Source organism: Spirosoma migulaei, assembly GCF_054776855.1.
In genome coordinates this window covers 106216-124595 of sequence record NZ_BAAHBG010000006.1, presented here as the reverse complement: position 1 = coordinate 124595, position 18380 = coordinate 106216, and the positions used below count along the sequence as shown (strand labels likewise).

Sequence of the window (18380 nt, the reverse complement as noted above, 5' to 3'; positions counted from 1 at the left end):
GCTTTCACTCGTTCGCTCTTTCGCTAGTTGTTATCGTCCAAACAATGCATCAATTTTATCTTCCCGTGTACCGTCTTCGAGCGGATACTCTTTACGCATGGGATGATAATCCATTTCCTCCATATTCAAAATCCGACGTAAGTCAGGATGACCGTCGAAGATAATACCAAACAGATCGAACGTTTCTCGCTCCATCCAGTTCGCACTGGCGAATAGAGATACCATCGTTGGTATATGCACATCATTGGCAGTGAGATAGACCTTGATCCGTAAGCGAAAATTATTGGTCAAACTGTGTAAATGATAGACTACACAGAACTCCTTACCAATCGAGTCAGGGTAATGAATCGCGGTAATATCTGTCAGGAAGCCAAATTGTAACGTCTGATGACCTTTCAGGTACGTTACCAAAGGAATGATCTGATCGCGGCTGGTTGAGCAGGTTAGCAGGTCATACGGATCATCAAAGTCTGTAACAGCCTCGCCAAACTGGTTAATAATTGTCTGCGCAACTTCTTCGTTGGTCAGCATCGTCAATGAGTGAGTGAGTGATACATAAATTGGTAGATGCTATAGTCGACTTTGGTCGTATAGATGCATTTACCAATCTTCCATTTATTGAATACTATAGGAACTTAGTAATTTCTGGTACTCTTCGGTATTGCGCCGGCGTAGTGACTCATTCTTTGCCAGTTCCTGTACTGCAAGTACACCATCCAGAATCTGTTCTGGGCGAGGAGGGCAACCTGGTACGTATACGTCAACCGGAATAATGCGATCAATGCCCTGCAAAACACTATAAGTATCGAAAATGCCTCCACTAGAAGCACAGGCACCAATGGCAATAACCCAGCGAGGTTCGGCCATCTGTAGATAGACTTGCTTTACAATAGGGCCCATCTTTTTGGCAATGGTACCTGCCACAAGCAACATATCTGCCTGACGTGGAGAGAAGCTGGGGCGTTCAGCACCAAAGCGGCCTAAATCGTAGTGGGAGGCCATGGTTGACATAAATTCAATACCACAGCATGAAGTTGCAAACGGCAGGGGCCAGAGCGAATTTGCCCGAGCCAGCCCAATTATTTTATCAAACGAAGTAGCCGAGAAACCTGGGCCATCATAACTCGCGGGGGCTTCGGCCAATTTAATGTCTGCTGCCATAAAAAACACGGTCCGCCGTTGCGGTTGTAGTTAGTTAGTATAACAACGAATAAATATGCTCTAAAATTCATTTATTAGGGCCTATTCCCACTTGAGAATACCCTTGCGGATGATGTAATAGAAGCCTGCCAGGAGTAAACCCATAAACAGGACCATTTCAACAAATCCGGTCATGCCCAAGCCCTTAAAATTAACTGCCCAGGGATATAAAAAGATCACCTCCACATCGAATAGAACGAACAGAATTGCGATCAGAAAGTACTTAATAGATATTGGGGTGCGTGCATCTCCCTGTACTGGGATACCACATTCGAATGGATCGTCTTTTTTCTGGCTATGACGTTTTGGCCCTAGAGCATGGGTAGCAATCATGGTTGCCACGATGAAACCAATAGCTAAACCAAGCTGAATAAGCACCGGCAAATAATCAGCCGGAACATAAGTTGTGTTCATACAATGAGTTGAGAAGACCGGCGCAAATGTAGCGATAAAACCAATAGACTCACGCTAGCGCGTCTATGCTACTCCACACTAAATATGACTCAAAGATACGACAATGGCTTGTTTAACCAATGCCTGATACAGAGACTAAACCCGCAGAAAACACCAAAAGCCTTTCTGTAACGAAAGGCTTTTGGTGTTTTCTGTGGGGAATTAATTATCGATTAATAATAATCCGTCGGGATACATCAAAACCCGCCGAACGAACCCGAACCAAATAAATGCCTTGTGACAGACCCGAGAGGTCAATGGATTTACGTTCATCGAGAATTGGAACCTGAGTTGAGAAGAGTTTTTGCCCGCTCAACGAGAACACATCAACATCTGCGTTCTTCAGGTTTTCAATCGTTTCAATCGTAATGGTCCCCGTTGTTGATGGGTTTGGGTAAATACTCAGCCCCCCGTTTGATCGGTCAAATGTAAACGCCTTAGGGGCACTGTAGTCTGAGTAGCAGGTTAGATTATTCCCATTAGAAAGTGTAAATGTCGTTTTAGTACGAGCCGAATAGTTAGCGGATACAACTACTTTTACAACAGCACTGGTTTGCGGAATTACTTCTCCACCAGCTCGTCGCCAATCGAATAAATCAGGTTGGCCACCTGTTGGTGTAGGAAGCACGGCCTGTAAACTGTAGGCACCGATTTGTTCAATACTGGGTGTTGGGACCTTGGGCCGTACCGTTAGGCTGACAATTGCTGGTTGAACAGATTTACAACCATATACATTAACAGCCTGTAAAGAATAGTTGCCTGATTTTGTCAAGGCAATCGTTTTGCTAAGGGTACTTGTCGTGCTCAGACTCCATAAACCTGTACTGTTTGCAGACGTATTGGCAATGAGCGATAACGTTGAATCCGCACAGATTTGTTGCTGATTATCAACTACTTTTCCAGGCTGACTGGCTAATGAAATAGTTGGAGTTGCTGGCTGAATAGGGCTTTGTACCTCAATAGCAGGCGACAAATACGTATTCCCGTTTCTATCTTTCAACACGGCTCTATAAAGCCCCGGTTGGTTAACCGTAATTGTCTGTGTTGTCTGGCCAGAATTCCATGTGTAGGATTTGTACGATCCGGGTAGACTTAAGGTCAGGTTACTATTGGATGTACCACAGGTAACGGCAATGGCTGGCTGAGGTAAAGGTGGCAATGGCCTTGAACTGGCAAAAAAAACCGCGTTCAGGCTAGAAAACCAAGCTTGTGCTAAATCATTTAGGCCTTTATCTCCTGGATTGTTTGTTGACCGGTTACCGAAGTGAACAATATCAAAACGGGGAATTTGAATGTTGTCAGTAAATGGGCCAGCAAAAACATTGTTGTTATAGGTGTTTATAACATCGTTCTGTGCTTGAATAATATCCTGACTTACCTGCCCATCATTATATGATGATCTTGCCAGAACCCAGGCAGGATAACGCTCTGTATCCGCACGGGTTTTATTGACTATGTATTGCATATTTTCTGCATAGTCTTTTCGGCTGGAATGCAGGGGTACGTTATCTGTTTCGCCCTGTTGCCATAATACTGCACGTAGACCCTGAAGAGAACAATAGTAGCGAAGGGCAATTACTAGATTAGCATAGGGCATTCCAACCGGAAAGTTTTCGTCGGGAGTGCCAATCGCAAAAATATTTTTAGCAAGTAGGCCATCAGCGCTGTCATGCCAGTTTTTAATAATTGTTGCTGACCAGGCAGTATTGATAAACAAAACCGGAACACCGTACTGCTTCACAATCAGATCACCCAAAACGCCCCAACACCAGGCACTCTGCCCACGTGGCCCAATAATTGATGTAGCACTAAGTTGTTGAAAGGTTGGAGCTGGAGGGTCAGCAAGTGAGTTAGCCGTAATGTTATCATACGATACGCAGTTAACCCGATCATCAGCTGCTCCCAAAGCGCCATAATTCTGAAAGCCCTGTGCGTTCGACTGGCCAGTTATAATAAAGACTTCGCCAATACCAACTTTACGAACAACGTCTGTACCAACCGCTTTACCACCAACAAATGCCTGTACTTCTAGGCGATACCATCCTCCTTTTGCGCGCACTGAACCTTGGAAAATTCCACCTTGTGGATTTCGCTGAATAGTAACCCAGTCCGTATTTAAACCCTGCCCATTTTCTTCTGCCTGAACTCGTGCCTGGACACTATCAATGGGTTGATAAATGCTACCTGACAAATAGATTGTGCTGGTATTATCATTTTCACGTTGAAATATAGCCCTACTTTCTGGGTAGGTAATTTTGAGTACTTGACTGCTAGTCTGGGCAGTGGTTCTTGAGCTAACAGCAACCAGCCCCAACGTTAGCAGACATACTAGAAAATAATTGTTGTTCATTTGGTATCTATCAATAACTCTCCCTTTTCTGTTAGTGGTGGTGTTGACCTTAACCAATAACTCATGCAAAAACCAGACCGCTCTTACTAAGCGCTCAGCAGTTTATCTGCCAGAATTTACTATCCCGGTAAAATGCAAATTTAAAGCTAGTTTCTATGATTGAACGGTTATCCTAGGATTAATATTACAATCCTAGGATAATTCGCTTGGAAACATCGAAGTCAGCAGCCTGAACACGTAAAATATAGGACCCCGATGGCATGCCTGTTAGTGTTAACTGTTTCCGGTCGTCAAAGGAAGGAACGCTGGTTGTTAGTACTACCTGACCAGTCAGCGTATAAATTGTGAGCACAGCATTAGTTAGATTCTCGCGGGTCTCTACGATTAAAATTTTATCAGGATTTGGGTTCGGGTAGACACTTAGGCCTTTATTATTTACATCAATGGTAAACGAAACGGGAGCCGATGGAAGAGAAAAACAGGTTAACGTTTGCGAATAAATAATAGAAGAACGGGCGGTATAAGTACCTGACTGGTTGGCTTTAATCGTAGCCGATTGAACGGCGAGCGAATCATTATCACGACGCCAGCGAAATAGTGTACCGTTCGTTGAGCTAACTGCCTCAAGGGTATAGGTACCAATAATATTCACAGTTGGTGGCGGTGGAATTGGTCTTAACTCTACCGTTATTGAGCCAGATTGTGCCGAAACACATCCATTCACATCTCGTACTTTAGCTGAGTAAGTTCCTGCATTTGCTGTTGTAATTCGTTGTGTTGAATCCCCCGTACTCCAGAAAACCGTATAAGGACCGTCTACGCGCAATGTAGCCTGACTACCTTCGCAGATAATAGGAGATGGGTTCGCTAGTATGACTGGCGTAGTGGGCAGGGGGTTGACTTTAACAACAATTATGGGTGAATAGGACGATAGGCAACCATTTTGATCCTGAGCCTGTACCGCATAATTCCCTGATGTGCCAATCGTAATGGATTTGTTGGTTTGTCCGCTTGACCAAACTACATCAAATGGACTATTTGCTATCAAGGACACACGATTACCATCACAAAATGTAGTTGCTCCGAGTGGTGAGATAGTCGGTACATCTGGCAAAGGGTTTACTTTAAGTGTAATGATAGCAGACTGCTCAGATGTACAGCCAAACTGATTCTGAGTGCGAACGGCAAAATCTCCTGATTGATTCAATGTGATACTTTGACTCGTCTGCCCGTTGGTCCATTGATAAGCTACTTCTTGCGGAGCTGTTAGGGTAATTGTCCGGTCTGCGCAGAAGGTTGTAGGGCCATTAGTTGAAATAACGGGTTTAGCGGGTACTGGATTGGCTGTAACTGCAACCGTATTAGACGTAGCAGATGTACAGCCATTTTGGTCGGTCACGGTCAGGAAATAAGAACCCGAAGATCCAATAGTCACTACTTTATTTTTCTGGCCGTCGCTCCAGTTATATTGAACATTATCGCTACTCGCTCTTAAGGCTGTATTATCACCCTGGCAAAAAGTAGTGGGCTTATCATTTGTAATGGCAGGTGTAGCTGGCAACGCATTGACTGTAACATTTAGCGTATTAGACGTAAAATCGCAGCCACTTACGTCCCGATAACGAATATAATAGGCCCCTGCCGTCGTCGTAGAAAGTGTACGTGTGGTAGCAACGGTTGTATTCGTTTGTTGATTCAACCATGTAACATTATCATAGTTAGCCGTCAAGCCTAAACTACTACCAATACATACGGATGGAGGGCGATTGTCTACCACTGAAGCTACGGGCGCATCCGATACACGTACCTGGCTAGAGTAAAATGTATTACCTAAACCATCTTTAATTTTAGCTCGATAGATACCTGCACCTTTAGTGATTGTACTACCTGATTCTCCCGATTCCCATTGTACAGTTGGATAACTCCCATTGACGGTCAGTGTAAGTGTGTTATTGCTAGCACAGGCAACGGATATTGTAGGGGATGGGGACGCACTTATGGGGGGGGCACTTTGGAAAAATGAGTCAGTTAAACTGTTATTCCAGGCATTCGCTATGTCAACAAGGCCATCATAATCGAAGTGTAAACCTTCGGGATCATTAAGGGGAGCACGTTTTCGGGGAACTTGAATTATATCGCTGTTAGGTCCTGCAAATACGTTTGGCGTAGAGCTAATCACTTGGTTTTGAGCTGCAATAATAGCCTCATCAATACCTCCAATAAAATCACCATAACTAACCCGTGCTACAACCCAAGCCATATTCTTATTGTAATCCTGACGAGCCTGGTTGATTACGGTTTTCAGATCGTTAACGTAAGAACTGGTTGATGTATTAATTAAGTTGTCTGCCTCACCCTGATGCCAAAGTACGGCTCGCAGGCCAAGCATATTTGCATAAAATTGCAGCGAAATCTTAAGATTGATATAGGGTTGACGTCCTGGGTAAGGATCTCCATTATAAACCCCATAAGCTGTACCTCCTTCAGGTGCACTTTCACGCCAGTTTCTGACGGCTGTTCCCGAAAAGGCTGCGTTAAAAAATAAAATGGGTACTTTCAGACGTTTGGCTAAAATATCACCTAGCTGTCCCCAACACCAGCTACCTACTCCTCTCGGGGCAATTGTAAAGTCTGTTGTATTATCTAATAATGTAAAAACGGGTGCTGGGGGATCATTTGGGAAGCCATTACTAGGATATAAATAATTCACACAATTGACAAGATCATTCCTGGGGTTAGGCGAATTCTGGTGCACGCCTTGCCCGTTAGACTGGCCCGCCACAATAAATACTTCGCCGATTCCTACGCGTTCAACAGTCGTTATAGTACCTACCTGTTGGTCACCATTCATTCCTCTGACATCGAGATTATACCAGCCACCGGTTCCTGTCAGATCACCAGCAAAGACTCCACCTGCTGGGGTATTCTGGATAGCTTGCCAATCTGTTGACGTGCCCACGCCATCTCGAGCCTGTAGTCGGGCTTCAATTCGTGTGACAGAGGATGTGTAATATCCAGTAATTCGGATGGTAGCTTGATTAGAATTATTTCGCTGAAGAATGGCTCGGGTTGTGGGGAATGAAACCTGAAGTTGCGCCTTTACCGATAGAGATATCAGAAGTAAAAGCACTGTACCGTAAACCTTGAGAAAATAGTTCATAATAAGTGAAAACGCGACCAGCCGAACTGACGGATAACAGATAGACCAACATTAGCCTATCATACTGGCTCAACAGTCGTCAGATTTTGCCAAATAATATCTTTTAACTCATCCAAACCTCGTTGACTAACCGAGGAAATATAGGTAACAGGTACTTTTTTGGGCACACTATTTTTGATTTGTGCTAAAGCGTCGTCATCGACCAGATCAATCTTGGTAATGGCTAGAATACGAGTCTTATCCATCAGTTCCGGATTAAACTCGCGTAACTCGTTCAATAGTGTGTTATACTCCTGCCGAATATCTTCGCTAGTGGCTGGGATTAAAAATAGCAGTATCGAATTACGTTCAATGTGTCGTAGAAATCGTAATCCTAAGCCTTTACCCTGCGATGCTCCTTCGATTATACCGGGAATATCGGCCATCACAAATGACTTATAATCCCTATAAGCTACGACCCCTAAATTAGGAACAAGGGTTGTAAACGGGTAATCTGCAATTTCAGGTCGGGCAGCGGATAAGACGGATAAAAGGGTTGATTTGCCCGCATTAGGGAAACCAACTAAGCCCACATCAGCTAATAGTTTTAGCTCTAATATGACCCACTCTTCTCTACCTGGCTCTCCCGTTTGAGAGTAATAGGGAGCCTGTTGCGTTGATGACTTGAAATGATCGTTGCCGAGCCCACCTCTTCCACCCGGGAACAGAATAATCTCCTGACCCTCTTCCGTGATTTCAGCAAGTTTAGTGCTTGATTCTGGATCACGAGCAATAGTGCCAAGGGGTACTTCTAAAATAACGTCCTCGCCTTCAGCTCCGGTTCGTCGTCCTCCTTCGCCTGCTACACCATTGCCCGCTTTAACATGTTTACGGTATTTAAGGTGCAGAAGGGTCCATAATTGGGAATTTCCACGAAGAATAATATGGCCACCTCGTCCGCCATCGCCCCCATCGGGTCCACCTTTAGGGACGTGTTTTTCACGGCGAAAGTGGACAGATCCAGCCCCTCCGGCCCCTGAACGACAGTTTATTTTTACGTAATCAATAAAATTTGATGAAGCCATAACTATCCTTTACCTCGCTACCGACTCCTCAATTTTTTGGCAAATTGCTTGAAAAATATCGTCAATATTACCTATGCCGTCGATAGCTGCGAATTTTCCCTGTTGACTATAATAGTCAGCTACGGGCATTGTTTCTTTATTGTAAACACTTACACGTCGGCGAGCAGTTGCCTCGTCTCTGTCATCAGGACGGCCAGATGTTTCACCTCGTTTTAGTAAGCGTCGAATCAGCTCCTCATCATTAACAACCAACGCAATCATAGTTGCAATGGGTGCCTGATAATGGCTAAGCAATTGATCAAGGGCTTCTGCCTGAAGAACAGTGCGCGGAAAGCCATCGAAAATAAAGCCTGGTGCCGACTGATTTTCGCGTAGTTTGTTTTCAATCATGCCAATTACTACCTCATCGGGCACTAATAAGCCTTGATCCATTAATTGTTTGGCTCGAAGACCTAGTTCTGTACCGGCTGCAATTTGCGATCGTAACAAATCGCCCGTTGATAAGTGAACTAAGTTGTACTTCTGAATAAGTTTTTCGCTTTGGGTACCTTTTCCGGCTCCTGGCGGGCCAAACAGTACAAGGTTAAGCATCGGCGTCTCTGGGTAGTGTCGTGTAGTCGAAAAAAAATTGCGCCCGCAAAGTTACGATACCCTCGGGAAAATAATAGCTATATTCATTGATAGTCACTCGCTTTAGGCCAGGAAATGAAAAAAGCGTAGGTGTCAAACCTACGCTTTTCTATTTTTAAGTCAGAATTTCTGTTATTTATCGGCTACTTTCTTTTTTACTGGTGCCTTAGTGGCAGGGGTAGCCGCTGGTTTTGTTGGTGCAGCCGCTGGTTTAGGACCTTCCAGCGCTTTCTTCACATCAGCATCATTCGGGTCTAATTCCAATACCTTGTTGAAATACTCCTTGGCTTTTGCATCATCCTTTTTAGCCAGATTATACGAGGCTAAAAATTTATAAGATGTTATCAGGTTTTTCTGATAGCTCTGTTTTTTTGCCGCATCCGTTTCGGCGTTTGCTAGCTCAATGAACTTTTCGTAAAAAGGGACAGCTGCACCCGTTGAAAGCGATATCGCAGATGGATATGCATAATACGTTGACTGACCACGGTAGTAGTAGGCTAGTGGATAGGTTTCACCAGCAGTTTTTTCAACCTGTTGTGCCATCTGAGCAAAAGCAGAATCGGCACGTAAGAAATAGGTCTGGCGTCCTATACGAATCTGAGCCGTATCCATTGGGGCAGCTGTAGTATCACGTCCAACCCGGAAGCCATATTGATAGTTGGCTAAGCCATTGAACAGGTAATCATTGTTAAGCGGCTTCTTGTCGTTCTTGATTGTCTTGGCATAATACTCGGCAGCCTTGTCGTATTTTTTATCATCATAATACGTCTTGGCAATCTCACGATACAGGTTTTCGGTTGTATCCTGAGGTGCGGCTTTTTCCAGGTTCATGATACCTAATGAATCGCCCTCGGGGGTGCCTAATTTAGCTTGTGCACGACCCAGGTATTTATAGTCATCAACCATTACTTTTTGAGGAGCTGTCGAGATAAAACGATTCAACGCTTCAACTGCTTCCTGATTCTTCCCTAAAGCAGAATAAGCCCAACCGTACATCCGATCAATAATAGGGTTGTTTATTTTCCCTTTTAGCTGATCTAGGTAAGTAACAGCGCCTTGGTAATCTTGAGCTAAGAATTTGTAACGAGCAACGTCAAGTAGCAATTCAGGATCGGTTGTGCCACTTTTCTGGATAAACAACTCGTAGTTCGTAGCAGCCGCTTTATATGCCCTTGAATTTGCTAATGCATCGGCATAAGCACGATAGGTAGGCGAAAACTCTGGATCATTCTGAATAGCCAGTTTAAAAAATTCCTGGGCTTTTGCGTAGTTTTTGCCACGAAGGTATAAACGACCAATTTTATAATTAGCCTCTGCCAACGTTGGTTTAGCCGCCAATGCATTTTCATACTTCGTAATAGCGTTACCACCATCATTTTTCAGGAAGTAAGCATCACCCATGAGCATTTCGATCTCATCCTTATGCTCCCCCTTTTTGTCTTTTTCCTGAGCTAATGTTAATAATCGAAGTGCTTCTGCAGGGTCATTTGTCTGATCAGACAAGGTGTACATTTCGCCAGCCCGGATCAAGACAGCCTCATCTTTGCTTTTGGTTTGTGCAACAGCATTATCAATAAGCGATTTAGCTGTGCTACGGTCTTTTTTTGCCAGTGCAACGCCAGCCAAACCAACGTTATTTAATTGGTTTTTAGCATCGGCAGCGGCTCCTTTCTCAAAAATAGCCTTTGCTTTATCAGGTTGACCGCTTCTGAGGTAATAATAACCGAGGTAAAACTGATTTTCAGCCGTGGGCGAACTTGTGGCTAATTTTGTTAGCGTTTGTTCTGCCTTAGTATATCGCTCAGCCTCAACATCCTGTAAGGCCGTTTGGAGATCCTGCGCCACTAAAGGAGTCGTCATGGTCGCCCCAACGAACAGGATGGTCAATAGCGACTGCTTCTGGTTGTTCATCATGTACTTCAAGTTGGAAATGAAAAAAAGGTTATGTGCTAATTAAACAATTGACAAAACTAAAAAATTGCGATTAAACCAAAAAAACTTCCTCATTTTGTCAGGTTAATAACCCGATCGTATGGCGTTCTGGGCCAAAGCCCCAATTTACGAATGATTAGAGAACCTGCATCCCGGGCTATATAATTAATTAGCCCTCCTCCTAAGCCTGGATGCGTTTCGCGGCTTAAGATGTAAACAGGTCGCCGTAAGGGATAGCGCTGCATGCCTAAATCTTCCTGAAAGGGTTGGAAATAGTCATCCCGTTTCGTTGGATTTTCCTTATCCGAAACACCCATTACACGAAGGTCCTGAGCCAACTCAACGGAAAGGGGTTCATCACTATCACTAATCCAGTTAACACCAATAAAACCAAGCGCCGACGGATTCTTACGCACAAAGTCTATAACCTCGCGGTTTGAATGAGTGGTAAATATTCGTAAGTTCTTTACGTCCTTGACATTAAAAGTTTTTAATACAAACTCCAAATTACTGGAATTGTTATTATCAAAGACCAATGTAATAGGACTATTTTGATTGCCGCCTTTGAGCTGCCCCCATAATTTTAGCTGCCCATTAAAAATACGTTTTAGATCCGCCATTGTAATCAGGCTATCTGTATTGGCTTTGTTGATAATGAGTGCTACGCCATCAGTAGCAATTTTTTCAGTCGCTCCCTTTATTTTTCGCTGATCAAGGATCGCACGTTCATTAGGCTTCAATACACGTGTCGTGAATACAATCCGAGCACTATCTTGAAGCATCATATTGATGGCTTCCTGCTCAGGTTTAAAAACAATTTTGAAATTGGTATTCGGATAAATCCCAGAATAGGCCGAGACCAACTGCGTTACGAGGGGTTGAAAGGATTCGTCGGCAGCAACAACAATACTACCCTGCGATGGATTGTCCAGAGGTGGTTTACCATTGCCGCAGCTCATTAAGCCAACTGCAAATGCCAGAAGTGCAAGAAGTCGATTACTCATTTTCCTGAAAACGTAGATAAGCCCGATAAGCCCGGAAAGCTCCATACAGTAGTAGCAGTATTCCCATCCCATATCGAAATGGTCCGGTTTCAGGCAACATCCCAAAAGACTGAGAGGAGGCAATCAGTGCGATGCCTCCTCCCATGTATGCCAGCGAAGCCAAAACTGAAATATACAGCGTTAGCCGTGCTGGGCCACTATTTTGTCTGCGCATAGATGAATTATTCCAGCGTAAAGTTAATAGGCAGGTTATACTTTACCCGAACAGGACGGCCTGATTGTTTACCAGGGCGCCATTTAGGCATGCCTTTCACTACACGTTGTGCTTCTTCATCTGTACCAAATCCTAGCCCTTTCAAGACTTGAACGTCCTGAATACTACCATCGGTATTAACTACGAAGCTCACGAATACGCGGCCCGAAACGTTAGCCCGTTGTGCAGCAGCCGGGTACCGAAGGTTTTTGCTTAGGTACTGGCCAAGTGCTGCCATACCACCACTAAATTCTGGCTGTTGTTCTACTACCGTAAAGATTTCTTCTTCTTTCGGAGCAGCTTCAACGGCAACTTCTACCTTGGTTGGAGCGGCTGTAGCTTCAGGAGCTGCAATAACTTCTTCGGCATTTGGGTCACCTTCCTGCGTTTTTTCGGCAGCTACGGCTTCCTTCAGTTCTTCAACGGCTGGCGGTGGCGTTTCCTCCGGTACTTCCTCATCCGGTTTTACTTCGGGCGGCAAGAACTTCACCGTGTTCACCTTCGGTAATTCTACCGGTGGTGGTGGCGGTGGTGGTGGCTCATTAGGATCAATAGGTGGAGGAGGGAGTTTCATCAAATCCACTTCCACCATTGCCTGCTCCTGTTTCTCTGGAGTTAAAGCACTAATGATTGTAGGAGAAAGCACACCAAGGGTGAAGAGTACACCACCAATAATGAGGGCGCGGGTTACTGCCTTAGGGTATGATTTCCGTAAATCATAGGCACCATACGCTTTATGTCGGTTAGCAAACACGATATCATCGAGTGTTGCATTTGAATCGATTTGTGCCATGGTGTTATATGTCTAATTTTACTTTGTCTTTGAGAAGCTTTTTCTCATCGGGAGTCAATGCGTCCACAAGGGCGTAGCGCTTTAGCTTCGTAATAGCCATTTCATCCAATACGTCAACCATATTTTTGTAGGTTGATTCTTTGGTTGGTTTAATAACTACCACAAACTTTTCGCCACCTACCTTCTTCGCATTTTCTGTGAGTGCCTGCCGAAACTCGTAGCCATAGCCAACGGTTTTCACTTCAGGGTCTTCACCAGCTGCTTTACCGAAAATGTAGTGCGCCTTGTTATCTTTCCCTAGAAAGATCGTCATTACGTTGGACGCCTTAATAGGCTCCGTTTCTTCCTTTTGTGTTTTATCCGGCACGTTGAGCGTCATCGAAGATGGCTTGCTCAGGGTAGTAGCGAGAATGAAAAAGGTAATCAGGAGAAATCCCAGGTCAACCATGGGCGTCATATCCACGCGGGTTGACGCTTTTTTTGACCTGACCTTACCACCATCATGCTTACCACCACCACCGCCAGTGTTAATTTCTGCCATGTTTTCTTAACAGATTCTCGTGGTGAAAATGAATTTTAATTGCAATCGCTACGAGTTAATCAGCTTTCCAGCCTGCTGGAGGAGCTTCTGTCCCCGTAATCAGGTTGAATTTATTGATATTCTGTGCTTGTAGCGTAGCTAATACGTTCTTGAATTCGGGGAATTTGGCGAGGTTATCACCTTTCAGCGCAATTCGAAGACCATTGTTAGCCTTACGGGCATTGTAAACCCATTCTTTCAACTCGTTTGTTGGACCTGCACCCGTCGAGTCTGTTGGAATACCTGATTGTTTTACCTTGGCCTGTTGCTCTTTGGGCAAATTCAGATAAGATTTCAACTGGTTAATTGGTAATCCAAAGTTCGACATCAGCGAAAATTCCTTCTTCTCGTTGTTTGTGAAGGTAAGCCCTTTAGCGGCAGCAATGTTATCCAGCATGGCAATACGGTTTTGCGCATTGTCGATACCGAAATACACTTTGCCATCCCGACCAAGACCGATAGTCATAATGTCACTATCAGGGACTTTGATTCCAGAGATGGACGAAGGCGTTTCAATAGCGGCAGCATCCTGAGACCTAAACTGAGCCGTTAGGATAAAGAACGTCAGCAACAGAAACGCCACATCGCACATCGCCGTCATATCCACTGTGGAACTGGCGCGTTTTATTTTAACTGCTGGCATGAGTTATTTTGTTTCTTCCTGCCCGAACGAGTCGGGCAGGTTGGTTAAAGTACATCAACTGTGCAAATTCGGCTTAATAGTGAGCCGCAAAGTTCTGCTGAATGCTCAGGCCGATCTCATCAATGTTATAGGTCAGCACGTCAATACGGCTTGTGAAATAGCTATACATGATCGTTGCGATAGCAGCCGTACCAATACCCAGAGCCGTGTTTACAAGGGCTTCTGAAATACCAGTTGAAAGCGCACCTGTGTCAGGCTGTCCTGTAGCACCCATGGCTGCGAAGGCCCGAATCATACCAAGTACAGTTCCGAGCAGAGCAATCAGGGTAGAAACCGAAGCCAGCGTAGCAATGATGGTTAGGTTTTTTTCCAGCATTGGCAATTCGAGCGTTGTTGCTTCTTCTACTTCTTTTTGCAGCGCTACTAATTTTTGTTCTTTGTTCAGTTCGGTATCGGTAGCTAATTGTTGGTATTTAACCAGAGCGGTTTTTACAACATTACCGATCGAACCTTTCTGACGATCGCATTCCTGAATGGCGGCTGCTACTTCGTTACGGTCTAGTTGGCTTTTAATTTTCCGAACGAAATCGTCAATTGAACCTGAGCCATTGGCCCGGCCAATCGTGATGAAACGCTCGATCGAGAATACCAGCACCGTCAGAAAACAGGTGAACAGAATTGGTACGATAAATCCGCCCTTGTATACGGTACCGAAGTAGTCGCCTGGGAGTGGTTCTTTCGTGTTGTCACCTTCCTGGAAGTGGCTGCCATCACCGAAGACGAACATGTACGTCAGAATACCGATAATCAGCAGAATCGGGATCACTAACGCGGGGTTTAGGCCACCTGATGACTTCTTTTTTGGTGCCGGTGCTTTGGCAGGTGCTGGAGAGGGAGTTTGTGTTTTCATTGGAACTGGACTGTAGGGTTAAAATTAAAAGTTGGTTTACCCGGTAAAAAAAGTGAAAAATTTAGACTCTTTCGGTTCGTCCAGCTAAAAATTTAGTAGAAACACCGTCGAACCTCCACAAAAATATGTGTTTTCCGCCAAAAACCACACAATTCTATATGTCAAATGTTTCACTCGTATTGTAATCCAGCAATAAATACTTGCACATATCCTTTCTTCTCTACTTTATTTTCGTTGGAGAGCCACCAAGCTAAAGCCTTGTTTTTCAACTAACGTACATAAAGCCCTTTTTAATCGGCTGGATTGTTGACTGGTTATAAAGGTGGGGCGTTGCTCATAAAATAATTGTTAAGATTGTGAAGAGACGTTAACAGACTTTGCTTGTGCCTCGCTTTTGTATAGATGCAGCAGAGTGAGTGATTCCATAATCACCTCTAAAAAAATATAGAAAACGTAGTTGGGGTGATCTATTGGCTAAAAAGATGTAAGGGTCGGCAGGAATACCTCTAGGGGAGTTGAGCGACTGACTTAGGATTATTTATATAATCCAGTAAAAAAAGAAAAGGAGCCACGTTGCCGTAACTCCTTACTTTTAACTGTCGGGAAGGCGGGATTCGAACCCACGACCTCTTGCACCCCATGCAAGCACGCTACCGGACTGCGCTACATCCCGAATGGGTGTGCAAAAGTAGCGAAGTATAGGTAATTGTCAAAAGATTTGACTGGATAAAATGGCTATTATCCCCGTCTAGGATTTAATGCGTTGTCGATACGGGCTAGCACATCGCTTAAATGATACCGGCTCATCTTATCGGTTTGTCGGGGAATAGCTACCTTGATACTACCTCGTAGATTAACTAATTGGGCTCGTACCTCAGACATAATATCGGATTTACGAACATCGGCAATCGGACCGGCATTATAGCGGAAACCGTTACCCGCAAATCCGGCCGCTGGGGCAGTCGCAGGTGAGGGCGTTAACATCGAAATTAATTTCTCCGCATATACTTTCTGAAGGTTCCGACGATACACATCAATGGAATGTCCCGCCTTTAACTCCCGCCAGATCGATAACTGTAGGTCTGTCATGAACTCATCCAGACTGTATGACTTAGTAGGTCGGCTACTGTTTTCAATCAGGCGTGTTAGTCGGCCAATGTCCATTAGGCTGTTCAGGGTGGTTTCCTGCAAGGTTCGCAAATAATCAACGCCTTGGTCTGGACGGACAAGCTGCATGATTTTAGCATCTAGCAACCAGGCTGGTGTTTGAAACAATTGTTGATTCAGGAAGGCTACAGCGCTTTTCTGTAGCCCACGGGGCGTTGGCTCATACACAATGCCAGCCTGGTCGTATGTATGAGGGGTTTCATATACTCCCCCTACATACTTAGTCACATGGCCCATATACCGTCTGTACTGTCCGGCAATCTCACCATACATTTCCCGTAACTTATCGTAATCTTCTGCTTCTTCGCCCGTCCATTTGGTGAGATTTGGTAAAATTCGTTTTAGGTTTTTAATGCCATATGTACTGGCAATCATGGCATTGTCGCCTAAATCTTCGCTTTGTGAACGTGGATCAAGTGGGTTTGTTTCTGTGCCAAACCAATAACGTGGATCACCAACATGTTTTTTTACCCACTCATTTAAGATCATCTTATCTGCTTCGGGTGTTGGAGTGTCGTATATTGGTTTATAGCCCCACTCGATAGCCCATATGTCGTAGGTGCCAATACGCGGAAATAAGTCTGTAATACCATCTTCGGGCTGTGCTACGTAGTTGAACCGGGCGTAGTCCATGATAGATGCCGTATGTCCGTATTGTTTAATAAACTCTTTGTTACGCAGCTTTTCAACGGGTGTAGCATGGCTGGAGCCGTAGTTGTGTCGTAACCCAAGTGTGTGCCCTACTTCGTGCGACGATACAAACCGGACCAGTTGCCCCATTAATTCATCGTCAAATTTTGGTTTGCGTGCCCGAACATCTACCGCAGCTCCCTGTACCATATACCACTTCCGCAGCAGGTTCATCACATTATGATACCAGCCGATGTGGCTTTCGATGATTTCACCCGAGCGGGGATCGTGGACGTTTGGCCCGTACGCATTTTCGATATCCGATGCGAAGTAGCGAATCACTGAGTAGCGGGCATCTTCCAGACTAAGCGTTGTATCTTTATTATCCCAGTCTTTAGCGATAATCGCATTTTTCCAGCCTGCTTTTTCAAACGCAACCTGCCAGTCGGCAACGCCCAACTTCAGGAATTTTCGCCACTTAAGGGGCGTGGCTGGGTCAATATAATAGACGATGGGCTTGCGCGGCTCAATGAGCTCACCGGCTTTCTGACGCTGCACGTCAGCCGCATTTTTGGCTTCCAGTTTCCAATGGACAGCAAATGTTTCATCTTCTGTTCGCTGCGATGCGTCATTATATACCGTGTAGCTATTGGCGAAAAAGCCGACCCGACTATCGAACAACCGTTTCCGCATGGGTGTACGGGGTAGCAGAATCATGGATGTATTAATTTCCATCGTCACCGCACCTGCTTCATTACCAACGGGCAAAGCCACTGTGGGCAGTGGGGATGGTACGGGCGATGGTACTACGGGTGTTGTATTGACTGTAAACGTTTTTGTTACCATCACCTCAGTATTAATCGGATACGATTTGATGCGTTGCACAAATGATCGCTCCAGGGATAAGGCTGTTAGTCGGTAACGGTATTTTGTAATTGGATTAATTGAGACCACCTGATTATCTCCTTTGAAAAAGTCAGTTACATCAATGACGGATGCCGCTACACTGTCTTTACGAATTGCTCTTATGTCGAAAGCGGCAGCAATGGGCTCAACATTGGAATTCCGAACGGCCTGCGAAATGGGCAACGTATCATTCCCTACATTGATGTAGCTCACCACCCGAAGCAAGATTTTCTTGTCTGGGCCCCGTTCCCAGCGTAATACCTGCCGGTTGGCCAGTTCTCCGCCGTAACCTGCGCCGGTAGGCGCTTTGGCAATACGGGTAATGGCCATAAACTCCCGGCCTAACAACGTGTCTGGAATTTCAAGATAATACTTTTCGTCGACCCGGTGGGCGGTAAACAAACCCCTGCTTGTCTGGGCTGCTGCCGTAATTACCTCACGGTAAGGTTTCATAGGTACTTTCGGCGCTGCTACAACTGTTGTTGCGGTGGGTGTTGCGGTTGTGGCACCGGGCAACGTCATGGTTGGCGATGAAGGTGAAGTTGGTAAAGGAGTTTGGGCCTGTACACCTAAAATGCCAGCAAGGCTGATCAGTGTAAAAAGAGCTAGAAACGGAATAGAGATTTTCATTATACTAGTAAAATTCTGTAGTTTAATCTGTTTGTACAGTTTAGTGATCCAACAAAAAGCGGTCTTTAACTTAAT

At 44.8% G+C, this 18380-nt stretch carries 15 protein-coding genes and 1 tRNA gene; all 16 read right to left on the bottom strand.

Annotation, left to right across the window (positions count from 1 at the left end; all coding sequences use genetic code 11):
- Positions 1-30 precede the first annotated feature (30 nt).
- Positions 31-531, bottom strand: a complete 501-nt coding sequence (locus ACYVGO_RS08620; RefSeq protein WP_460968917.1) for an NADH-quinone oxidoreductase subunit C — start codon at positions 529-531, stop codon at positions 31-33.
- Between the two features lie 84 nt (positions 532-615).
- Positions 616-1161, bottom strand: coding sequence for an NADH-quinone oxidoreductase subunit B (locus tag ACYVGO_RS08615; protein ID WP_142776296.1), 546 nt, complete (start codon positions 1159-1161; stop codon positions 616-618).
- Positions 1162-1242: 81 nt separating this feature from the next.
- Positions 1243-1614 (bottom strand): NADH-quinone oxidoreductase subunit A, encoded by a 372-nt coding sequence (locus ACYVGO_RS08610; protein ID WP_142776295.1) that lies wholly within the window; start codon positions 1612-1614, stop codon positions 1243-1245.
- Between the two features lie 205 nt (positions 1615-1819).
- Positions 1820-4003, bottom strand: a complete 2184-nt coding sequence (locus tag ACYVGO_RS08605; protein ID WP_460968916.1) for a T9SS type A sorting domain-containing protein — start codon at positions 4001-4003, stop codon at positions 1820-1822.
- A 184-nt stretch (positions 4004-4187) separates the two neighbouring features.
- On the bottom strand, positions 4188-7163 hold the full coding sequence (locus ACYVGO_RS08600) for a T9SS type A sorting domain-containing protein (protein WP_460968915.1): 2976 nt from the start codon (positions 7161-7163) through the stop codon (positions 4188-4190).
- A gap of 59 nt (positions 7164-7222) precedes the next feature.
- Positions 7223-8227 (bottom strand): GTPase ObgE, encoded by a 1005-nt coding sequence (gene obgE / locus ACYVGO_RS08595; protein WP_460968914.1) that lies wholly within the window; start codon positions 8225-8227, stop codon positions 7223-7225.
- A gap of 9 nt (positions 8228-8236) precedes the next feature.
- Positions 8237-8818 (bottom strand): adenylate kinase, encoded by a 582-nt coding sequence (locus tag ACYVGO_RS08590; RefSeq protein WP_142776291.1) that lies wholly within the window; start codon positions 8816-8818, stop codon positions 8237-8239.
- 171 nt (positions 8819-8989) lie between these two features.
- Entirely contained in the window at positions 8990-10771 is a 1782-nt protein-coding gene (locus tag ACYVGO_RS08585; protein ID WP_460968913.1) for a tetratricopeptide repeat protein, read from the bottom strand.
- 89 nt (positions 10772-10860) lie between these two features.
- Positions 10861-11793, bottom strand: a complete 933-nt coding sequence (locus tag ACYVGO_RS08580; RefSeq protein ID WP_142776289.1) for a PstS family phosphate ABC transporter substrate-binding protein — start codon at positions 11791-11793, stop codon at positions 10861-10863.
- Positions 11786-12007 (bottom strand): hypothetical protein, encoded by a 222-nt coding sequence (locus ACYVGO_RS08575; protein ID WP_142776288.1) that lies wholly within the window; start codon positions 12005-12007, stop codon positions 11786-11788. Before ACYVGO_RS08575 ends, ACYVGO_RS08580 begins: the two co-directional genes overlap by 8 nt.
- 7 nt (positions 12008-12014) lie before the next feature.
- Positions 12015-12839, bottom strand: a complete 825-nt coding sequence (locus tag ACYVGO_RS08570) for an energy transducer TonB (RefSeq protein ID WP_142776287.1) — start codon at positions 12837-12839, stop codon at positions 12015-12017.
- A gap of 4 nt (positions 12840-12843) precedes the next feature.
- Positions 12844-13380, bottom strand: coding sequence for an ExbD/TolR family protein (locus tag ACYVGO_RS08565; protein ID WP_142776286.1), 537 nt, complete (start codon positions 13378-13380; stop codon positions 12844-12846).
- A 55-nt stretch (positions 13381-13435) separates the two neighbouring features.
- Complete coding sequence (locus tag ACYVGO_RS08560; protein ID WP_142776285.1) at positions 13436-14062, bottom strand: ExbD/TolR family protein; 627 nt, start codon at positions 14060-14062, stop codon at positions 13436-13438.
- Positions 14063-14135: 73 nt separating this feature from the next.
- Entirely contained in the window at positions 14136-14972 is an 837-nt protein-coding gene (locus ACYVGO_RS08555) for a MotA/TolQ/ExbB proton channel family protein (protein WP_111346203.1), read from the bottom strand.
- A 599-nt stretch (positions 14973-15571) separates the two neighbouring features.
- Positions 15572-15645: transfer RNA gene (locus ACYVGO_RS08550), tRNA-Pro, on the bottom strand.
- A gap of 65 nt (positions 15646-15710) precedes the next feature.
- A complete protein-coding gene (locus ACYVGO_RS08545; protein WP_460968912.1) occupies positions 15711-18305 on the bottom strand; it encodes a zinc-dependent metalloprotease in 2595 nt (864 codons plus the stop codon).
- Positions 18306-18380: the final 75 nt, after the last annotated feature.